Below are 8926 nucleotides of genomic sequence, written 5' to 3'. Positions count from 1 at the left end.
TTATCAAGTTTCATCTCCCACTGGTAATACCAGCTCTCCTAACCTTAAATTTTTCCTATTAATTTCTAATTTTTCTATTATGTAAATAATTTGCTGAGATAATTTTTGTGAAATGATTTTTTGGGGTCTACCGAATATATGGAGAAGATTATCTAAAGATCATAAATCAGACTAAGGTTAATCTCAACATTCATCACCCTACTGATTTAAGAGCAGAGGGGTTTGGGCTTCATAGGATTTCATAATATTTAATATCAATCCTCAGCCGTTGGGCTTCACTGGAGTCACGGGGCATTGCCCCGCTCATACCCCTCCGCCCCTTTAGCGGGATAACCCCGACCCACCTACTCCCAGTGGGAGTAAAAAAGAGGTGGGGAAACCCGCACATCTTGAGGTATATGTTTAGAGATGCGTTCAGTTGCCTATCCAGAGTGAACCCACACCTCTCGCAGTGAAAAGTCCTGCCGACCTTTCGGGAAACCCATCCACATCTGGGGCAGGACTTGGAAGTGAGATGTGGGTTAACCTCCTTCAAGAAGGAACCGTAAAGGGGAGCCTTGTACTTTAGCACGCGGTGAATTGTCCTCCACACAGTCCTTGAAATTCTCTTAGACAGCTTGTCGTTGGCATCTCTAAACATCTCTTGTTTATTCAACTTCTCAACAGCAAACATAGTGAGAGGATACATTTCCAGCAACTTGTTCACGAACTTGTGAACGTAATGTAACACGCGGTTCCTCTCCCTATGAGAATACTTCTCCATTAACACCTTCCCCTTCCTACCGTGCTTTGAAGCAAAAGATTGTATTTTACTCCTCTTCAACTCCATACCGAATTTTAGACTGTACAACTCCTTCAAAGAGAAAGTGACGAACTTATCACCATCATAAGCGTCTAATGTGTAAAGATTACTATCAATAGATAGAAAGTCAAGGGGAGTAAACCAAGGTAATTTATAACGGAATGGTAGGTGAACTTTATCCTCCTTAATTATGGGCTCACCCAACTCAAGCCCTTCAACCCTCCTTGAAAACCATTTGTGAGACCAAGAGAAGGTGACGTATTCGAAAGGTCTTACTGTAATCCTAACTTCTTCGCCCTCAACTTTCCTAAGTGTCGACTTTACCCTAACGTAAACCTTCTTCAATCTAGGTTTCCTCAATGACGCTTGCCCTTTTTCAGCCCTCCTCTTCCAACCCCTCAATATCGAGTAAGCGTCGCTTATTGCCTTGTCCACGTAGTGGGAAGCTAGATTGTTAATCTTTTCAAGCTCGTCTCTGAATACCTTGTAAACCTCCTTTTTCTTAGGCAGGGTTATTTTGATCTTAGTGGCTTTCTTACCTTTCTTTACTTCCTTCCTCTCTATCCTAGTTCTATCCCATAACCAGTCTAAAGCTTTGTGTAGAAGGATCTTGTAGTTTTCTAATAATATCTTGCTCTCCTCCTTCTTATTATTCTTCAGAGAGTACGTTAGGTAGACGTATTCCTCCTCTGGTTGAAAGTCATTAAGCCTTAAGTTCTTCGACACATTTCTTCACCTTCTCGTATTTGTGACTCCTTATTTCGTACAACTTTCCACTAAAGGAGACTAGTATAGAGATTAAGTCTTCTATTAACTCTTGTTCTGGTGTTTTGTCCTCCCTGTTTAGAACGACTATCTCGCAGTTGTGTGCTTTGCATACTTCTTCAATTATCTCGAAACCAAACCTTACTAGTCTGTCTGGGTAGGCTATGACAACTTTCGATACTTCGTTGTTTAGTATCATCCTCAACAACTTGAGGAACCCTTTCCTCTTCATGTTTAATGAAGATCCGACGTCTGTTATCACTTGGTCGTAATCCTTAACGTTCTCCTCCAAGTATTTTACTTGGTTTATTAAGTCGTCTTTCTGTGTGTTTGATGATACTCTTGCGTAAAGGATCACTTTCCTCTTTCTAACAATCCCCATCAGTCTTTCGACGTCTTCTTCCTTGAACCTCCACTTCCCAGTTTCTAGTATCACGGGTTTTATGTACCCTTTCTTAACATATTCTCTGAGTGTTGCGTATGAAATTCCTAGGCGTTGGCACACTTCTTTAGGTCTTAACATTGTATAAAATTTTATGATGAAATAATATAAACTTTAAGGTTTATCCGAAACTGCTCTTAAACGGCGTATAATATGTGAGTTTTTGAAATTGCGGGATGTTCTGGGTTTATATTGAGGGAAGAAGGAGCACTTTGGAAAGTATTTTTAAAATATAGAGATGTATTCCAATCTAGATGAACTTGATGAAAAGATAGAATATTATGTTGATGATGATAAAGTTAGAGAAGAGATTGACTATAATCTTCAGCAACAACGTGTAAGTAGAGTTCGGCCTTCATCGTGACTATTAATCACTCAGCCTTATCACTCCTTTTCCATCACTACACCTAGGTGTGGTAGAAAGATGAGGGAAGTTGATTATCGTTGGTTTGAGTGTGTTTGTGGTTATGAGAATGATCGTGATGTTATTGTAATAGTTAATTTAAACGGTGGTCTCTGGCCCTCTCATCTGCCCACCAGATGAGAGCTAAATTGGTGTGGGAACGATGAGGCTTCTGGAGAGAATTCTCGTCATGAGGAGCCTCCGATATGAAAACGAAAAATCGAGCATAGCCACACTGCTTACGCAATGAAACCTGCTTTACTTACTGGCGTTAAACTGATTATTATAGTGCAGTTAATTTATCTTTTGATACATCTATTCCTGCAACTGGGACCTCTAAATTTACCCTTATTAGGGCTTTAAGCCTAACTTCTGGTTCAAGTTGGAGGCGTCCAAGCTACGCATCGAGCTTTATGTCTAAAACTGCCTACACCCCAGTCAGATCTGTATTACACAGATCTGACTAATTATATAAGGAAGTCAGTCATGAAACCCTACGAAAGTCCGACTCCCAATATTTCAGCAACCTCACCGAGTATCTCTCCGCAGCGTTACGAAAAAGTTTCAGTACGAACTTAAGATCTTCTCTATTTCGTTAAGAAGCAAGATAATATCATTCTTTGCTACTTCATCGTTCGTGTAGGGACTTAAAATACCCTCCTTGTCCGGGCCGTTGTATTGATACTGATGAATAAGCAGAGCTACATTAGTATAAAGTGAGATTTCACCCCCGATAACTTGCGAGACCGTTTTTAATGCAGTACTCGGCATTATAGCAATTACCCAATCTACCTTCTCCACCGCTTTCCCACCTCTTATTTTAACCTTACCAGTAAATAAATTCCTCAACTTATCCCTATAGTCTACCGCAATACCAGCAACTAACGCCTTCCAGGCTTGGTAAACTTTTCCCGCAGCGTTCCTAATGAGTCCTTCATCAAGGAATTTTCTCGCGATTTCCGCTTCGTACTTAGCCTCTAAAAGCCTGGTCTTCTTATAAGTCTGAAGGTCAAACCAAGGCTTCGGTAACTCTTGCATTTTAAAACTCCTTTTAGTATTTATTAATCTACCACATAATAAAATCGCTGGAGCTCTGCTTTGTTGATCTCTTCAATTTATTTCATAAGCATGATATGATACATTGAGAATTTTTCAGTAATTAATACAGCAGTTATGGGACTTTAACGTAACTTAAAGATTTTCATTAGCCCAGGCGGTCCACCTAAATAACGTTCAACGAACCTGAGGAACGCCTCCACGCTCCTCAGGTTAAGAGCCCCCACCAGCTCCCTGACAACGTTGATCATGATGGTGAAGACCGTGAGGTACCCCTGAAGCCTCTCTCTCCTCCAGAACGAGGAGTCCTCCAGTCCCAAGGCCTTCACGTCCCTGTGGAGCTCCTCGATCTCCCACCTCATCTTCCATGCCTCCTCGATCTCCTCCTCGCTGAGCGAGAGGTCGGTCGTGTAGAGGCACTTCACGTGTGTCCCAGAGTCACGTTCCCGGACTAGCAATTTTACTGTAGTCACTCGGTCTCCCAGGGTCAGGTCGGCGTAGTAGACTCCGGGGGGTAAGTCTCCCACTCGGAGGTGTCCCTCCACCTCCTCGAGGGTCCCCCGGGCCGACTCGACCCTGAGGAGTCTCCGGTTGGACTTGAGCTCAGACACCACGTTGTCCTTCACGAGCTTCTCCGACCAGTACCACGAGTCGAAGACTACCCTGGACACGCGGAAGTACCCTTTGAGTACGTCCAACATCTCCTTGGCCAAGTCGATCTTGGTCTTGAACTCGTTGACCATCCCCAAGTCCAACATCTTCCTCACGGCGTAGGGGGAACCATGAACGCCCTGCCCGTGGAGAGGTCTACTATGGCGACCGTGAGGAGCTTGACCCTCTCGAACCTCCGGTGGGTGTGGCAGTAGATCCAGTAGTTTCCGTGGGGGCTCACGTCTACCCGGAGCGTTGTGGTCCACGGTGTCGTCTATGATTACGGCAACCTCACCCTTCACCAGCCCCGACAGGACCTTCAAGTAGTCCTTCCACGCGTCGTGGAGCTCTCCCAACGCCTCCAGCAGGTTTGCGTAGTCCAACCCGAACGTCTCAGCAGCGTTCCTCACGCTGGTCCTCCCACCTAGCAGGACCATCAAGGCGAGTGCTAAACCGACCTTCCTGCTCCTCCCGTTCCTCCTGATCACGCCCAGGACTTGGTTGACCGCCTTGACCAGCCTCTTCTTAGCGTACTCCACTTGTCCCTTTCGGTTTGTCATCTTTTCAGTGGGACGACGTCTAAAATTAAAAACTTCTCGCTAATACCGACTTCTTGGTATTACCTCCCTAAGATTCCCATAACTGCTGTAATGGAAAGCTGAAACTTCATCTCTGCGAAAGTTTTATTCTACTTAGAGCGTATAGAAAACTAGAATATAAAAAAGCTCTAGTTGGCTACCAAGCCTAGCTAGATTTTATTATTACGGTTTTTTACTCTTTCTCGTCTTAGATCTATGAATTAGCCTCTCTATATAACTCACTCCTTTAAAGCTTATATTGACTAGGAATTCGGCAATCAAAACTAACAATACCAGAACGGTAATGATTGACATTGTAGAAAATACAAAATAAAAGTCTTCTATTAGATATGCGATATTAAAATAAGCCAAAAAAGTTGTAGCTATTGAGATAACAAATGTAATTATAACTAAAATTTTAATTGCTAATTTCCCTACGTTAATAACATGTTCTAATTTTTCATTAAAGGAATGAAAATATTTCACTGCTTTATCAATTGTAGTAGGAATTGATGCAATTTCGTTCTCGGTAACCCGTTCAATTAAAAACTCTACTACAAATAAAAAGATATCTAAACCAAAGATTAGTGAATCTATCATTGAATAAGCAGTGTTTAGAGGTAGCAAATGGTCTAATGCATAAAGAAAAGTCAAAAGGATAGGGAAAATCGTACTATAGAAAATAAGTCCCAGAGATAAAGGTATGAGTATAATAATGATAAGTTCAACAGCGATAGGAAATAGAGAATGGAAAATAAAGCTTGGCAATAAATTTCTATTTCTAATAAAAACCCTAAAATAAAGGCAAATATATAGTACGTAGAGTATTATTAACCCTGCAATCGACGCTAATAAATATCCAATGTCTTTAGTAAAAGTATTAGTATTGTGTATTAACTCAGTTAACTCACTTTCAGAAACATTATAATACATAAGCTCGAATGCCGTATCGTTCACTGTTATTGATTTATTATTTGGTTTTATTAGCTGAGGCGATAAGAAATATTTCATTATAGAATTCTGTGTGTATGCATATGCATTAAATAAATTTTCAAGGTATACAAAGTAAATTATTACTAAGAAAATTAAAGCGATTATGAATATAATAGAAACGACTTTGGCCAACTTCATAATATACAAAGGGGCAACTCTCTTAAGCTAATAAAATCTACTTTAGGAGAATAGCCGAACAAATTCAGCTTGTTGTCTTAGGTATTACCAGAAACTTTGTAGAAAGACGCTTATGCTATTTGTTATCTATGAATTGTACAATCAGGTGAAAAGAAGTGGATTATAAAAAAGTTATCGACACTACCCAAAAGGTGCTTTATTACGTTAGATATGGAGTATTGGATAAAGGAATAGATCTAGTGAAAGCAATTACTATTTCTAGTATAATCAACGTGGTATTTGAAACCTTAAAATATTACAACTTGAGAGTACTACCACAAAATTCTGTTTTTTTAGCTCTAACCTTAGTATCTCTTGTTTTCGTCCTCGGAAAGGTTTTCAAATATCGCAAACTTTACGACGAAAACAAATTCTACGTCATACCCTACGTAGTAGGTGAAATAATACTTCTTGCTTTAGTCGTGAAGCCTCTAAATGCATCATTGCCGACTGAGATAGTAAAAGACGCTATACCGCTGTTTATAGCGATAACGTTAACACGTGTTAAAAAATGAACTGAATTATAATCACACAATTCTTCTCAGATGAGGTGAACAAGTTGAACCCAACTGCCATGTTGATTCCCTTATTTCTCACAAGTCTCACATCACCCATAATTTCCGAATCAATTTCAGGTATATTATCATTCATATATCATTATATGTATATATGTAGCGATACGAAGTAGGAGTTAACAGAGTGGGAGTATTGGGAGCACTATTCAGGAATATTGAGATACCTCTAAAGGGAGGATATCAGAAAAAACTACTTAACCTTCATGACGCGATATACACATTAAAAAACTCCGAACTTTTTTATATTTCCTCGCACTCGTAATTTTTACATTACCGCGTTATCGCTATCTATTGTTCATTCTTCCCTCTTTATTCAACATAATCTATATATTTCTGGATCCGCTAGTAGTAGGATCGGCAATAACAAGGTTAATTAGAGTTAATTATGAATAAATTGCCTACGAAACAACGAAGAAGTCTCGGTCTTATTTTTGACCCCTATTTCCTCCTAATGCTCAGTATTTTTCACTGCATTTGAAATTCTGACTTATAGGCTTTACTCAAATATAAACCTTGAGAGTGTAATAGGGAATGAATTGATCACAATAATTGCAGTTCAAGTATAAGAGAGTTCTTATAGCGTCAAAACTGCAATGCAAAGAGGACTTTGAATCAGTATTTTTTCTTAGCTGGTGTTATAAGACCAAAAATTAAAGCACACACAAATAACGGTGTTGTAGAGGGAAAAGTGGTAGACATAAGAGACGATTTAGTTTTAGATACAGAAAAGGTGAAGTTTATATCGCTTGGAAGGACATAACCTATTATGAAGTAGTAAAAGAGGAATGGCAAGACTTTATAAGTTATAGCTAAGACGACAGTTAACAATAATGAGTTTCTTATGTTAGTAAACCTTAACATAAGTTAGCTTCTAATTCTCTCTTTTTCCCGTCGTTTGTCTCTAATCCTCTCCTTTTCTTTTGAACAGTCTTATACCCCCCGTACTTGAAGTTGTCACGTCACGTTTCCTCCTCGAGTAGTTCAGAAACACTTAGTCCTTACTTCCTCCTCATAAGCGAAACGGGATGAAGAAGAGAGTCTTGATTGTACTCTTAATTAAATCTCCTTCGTTATGAACCTAGTTATGAAACCCTTATTTCTTAATGTTATTGGGACAAGCTTCAACGCCTTCTCTGACGTAAAGTTTAATCATTATCCACTTCGTACGATATAATCACTCGTAGTCTTTCATCACCCTTCTCTCAGCACCTCTTATGTCCATTTTAACAATCGAGATTTTGTCTGATGATTTTATCGTAATACCAGACATGACGCCTTTTCTTGATCTTAGAGCTTTGTTCCTTCATCAAAAACATAACGTCATCAATGTCATACAAGCCTTATCCAGTAAGACCACGTCCCATAAGTTATCCATCTCCGCGTTTTTCGTAATAAAGACTCAACAGCTACTTAAACTTCTAGCAACTTATACAACTAAATTCTCTGTGAATACTTGAGCGTCAAGCACTGTGTCGGTATTTTCTGTCTTTTAAAAAATTTTTCTTAAGCGTATAAACTCCGTTCGCACTTATAACCCTCATGATCGCGACAATAAACTTCAGCTTAGAAGGTAAAAAAGACTCAATAATTTTTACATCTTCGATTATACTATTTTCAACAACTTAAACAGTAGAGGAACGAGAAGAACTAACAAAAAGTCTAAATATGGTGGATCCACGAACACCTCATGAACTCCTATTAAAGGCATCATTACGAACAGTGTAATCTCCCTCCTACCGACCGACGGTGAAAGTGTAGGTCCTTGTAGCGTATAACACAATGAACAAGGAAGAAATTACGGAGACTATCACCTGAGACAGAGCACCACCTATTATACCTAGCCTCGGAATTAGAAGAAATGAAGTCGGTATGACTAAGCTACCGTTAAGAACAGACAAGACCAGGGAAGGCCTCAACGATTTTCTTACCGCGATTATGAAATTAGTTAAAGACATTATTGGATAGGGCAGAGTCGAGGCTAGAAGGAGTAGAACTAGAACTTTTATCCTTCTGCGTATTCCGGAAAGAATTTGTCCACGACAAATATTGCGACGGGTATCGATATTATAACGGCTAAGAAGGAGATTAGAGCTAGCACGCGGAAGGAATGCGAGGACATTTTCTTCTCGTAACTACCTAAAGCCTTGTAAAATGATGCTGCAGGTAATAGAACTACGCTCATTGAACCTAAAACCATTGAAGGTACTCCAGCTACTAAAGCAGAAAATTGATACAGACCCAAGTGATGTGAGCCAAGTAAGTAAGCAGCTGTAACTCTGTCACCTTGTGAAGAGAGGAAAGTTACTGAAGAAGATAGATAAAGAGGTAAACTTTCCTTGAAGTGCTTATAGAGAAAGAAGGTCAGACTTCTATATAGTTTCGCGATTTAACCTCCTCATGCTCCTTGTCCAGCCCCTATGCCTAGAGCTCTTATCTGAATGGTGATTTAGCTTATCAAGTAAACTGCCCTTAAAAAGAAGAGAA

Annotated in this window: 8 protein-coding genes and 2 pseudogenes; 3 read left to right on the top strand and 7 right to left on the bottom strand. The window is 39.7% G+C overall.

The genetic code is table 11. The features are described 5' to 3' along the window. Positions 1-229: 229 nt before the first annotated feature. A complete protein-coding gene (locus WIW89_RS01025; RefSeq protein WP_337719429.1) occupies positions 230-1528 on the bottom strand; it encodes an RNA-guided endonuclease InsQ/TnpB family protein in 1299 nt (432 codons plus the stop codon). Continuing rightward, positions 1506-2090, bottom strand: coding sequence for an IS607 family transposase (locus tag WIW89_RS01020; RefSeq protein WP_337719428.1), 585 nt, complete (start codon positions 2088-2090; stop codon positions 1506-1508). Before WIW89_RS01020 ends, WIW89_RS01025 begins: the two co-directional genes overlap by 23 nt. A gap of 313 nt (positions 2091-2403) precedes the next feature. On the opposite strand from WIW89_RS01020, the pseudogene WIW89_RS01015 reads away from it, so the two are divergent. Continuing rightward, a pseudogene (locus WIW89_RS01015) lies at positions 2404-2579 on the top strand (RNA-guided endonuclease TnpB family protein); the annotation flags it as partial. 397 nt (positions 2580-2976) lie between these two features. Here the strand turns inward: WIW89_RS01015 and WIW89_RS01010 are convergent. The 3 genes from WIW89_RS01010 to WIW89_RS01000 form a co-directional block, all read right to left on the bottom strand. Then, a complete protein-coding gene (locus tag WIW89_RS01010; protein WP_337719427.1) occupies positions 2977-3450 on the bottom strand; it encodes a PaREP1 family protein in 474 nt (157 codons plus the stop codon). A 143-nt stretch (positions 3451-3593) separates the two neighbouring features. Then, the gene (locus tag WIW89_RS01005) at positions 3594-4679 is read right to left on the bottom strand and encodes a transposase (protein ID WP_443296277.1); all 1086 of its coding nucleotides are present in this window, start codon (positions 4677-4679) and stop codon (positions 3594-3596) included. A gap of 201 nt (positions 4680-4880) precedes the next feature. Continuing rightward, entirely contained in the window at positions 4881-5828 is a 948-nt protein-coding gene (locus WIW89_RS01000) for a hypothetical protein (protein WP_337719426.1), read from the bottom strand. A gap of 155 nt (positions 5829-5983) precedes the next feature. Between WIW89_RS01000 and WIW89_RS00995 the strand changes: the two genes are divergently transcribed. Next, positions 5984-6382 (top strand): hypothetical protein, encoded by a 399-nt coding sequence (locus WIW89_RS00995; RefSeq protein WP_337719425.1) that lies wholly within the window; start codon positions 5984-5986, stop codon positions 6380-6382. Between the two features lie 672 nt (positions 6383-7054). On the opposite strand, the gene WIW89_RS00990 is transcribed toward WIW89_RS00995, so the two are convergent. Beyond that, positions 7055-7303, bottom strand: coding sequence for a hypothetical protein (locus WIW89_RS00990; protein WP_337719424.1), 249 nt, complete (start codon positions 7301-7303; stop codon positions 7055-7057). 353 nt (positions 7304-7656) lie between these two features. Between WIW89_RS00990 and WIW89_RS00985 the strand changes: the two genes are divergently transcribed. Further along, positions 7657-7899, top strand: a complete 243-nt coding sequence (locus tag WIW89_RS00985) for a hypothetical protein (protein WP_337719423.1) — start codon at positions 7657-7659, stop codon at positions 7897-7899. 3 nt (positions 7900-7902) lie between these two features. On the opposite strand, the pseudogene WIW89_RS00980 reads toward WIW89_RS00985, so the two are convergent. Beyond that, a pseudogene (locus WIW89_RS00980) lies at positions 7903-8798 on the bottom strand (lipopolysaccharide biosynthesis protein); the annotation flags it as partial. Positions 8799-8926: the final 128 nt, after the last annotated feature.

The organism is Stygiolobus sp. CP850M (genome assembly GCF_037389425.1).
In the GTDB taxonomy this organism is placed as follows: domain Archaea; phylum Thermoproteota; class Thermoprotei_A; order Sulfolobales; family Sulfolobaceae; genus Stygiolobus.
Note: the sequence above shows the minus strand (reverse complement) of the source record. Positions and strands in the feature narration are given on the sequence as shown.

Coding starts and splice junctions, on each gene's coding strand:
- WIW89_RS01000 (WP_337719426.1), bottom strand. CDS start 5,828: ATGAAGTTGGCCAAAGTCGTTTCTATTATATTCATAATCGCTTTAATT.
- WIW89_RS00990 (WP_337719424.1), bottom strand. CDS start 7,303: ATGTTAAGGTTTACTAACATAAGAAACTCATTATTGTTAACTGTCGTC.
- WIW89_RS01020 (WP_337719428.1), bottom strand. CDS start 2,090: ATGTTAAGACCTAAAGAAGTGTGCCAACGCCTAGGAATTTCATACGCA.
- WIW89_RS00985 (WP_337719423.1), top strand. CDS start 7,657: ATGTCCATTTTAACAATCGAGATTTTGTCTGATGATTTTATCGTAATA.
- WIW89_RS01010 (WP_337719427.1), bottom strand. CDS start 3,450: ATGCAAGAGTTACCGAAGCCTTGGTTTGACCTTCAGACTTATAAGAAG.
- WIW89_RS01005 (WP_443296277.1), bottom strand. CDS start 4,679: ATGACAAACCGAAAGGGACAAGTGGAGTACGCTAAGAAGAGGCTGGTC.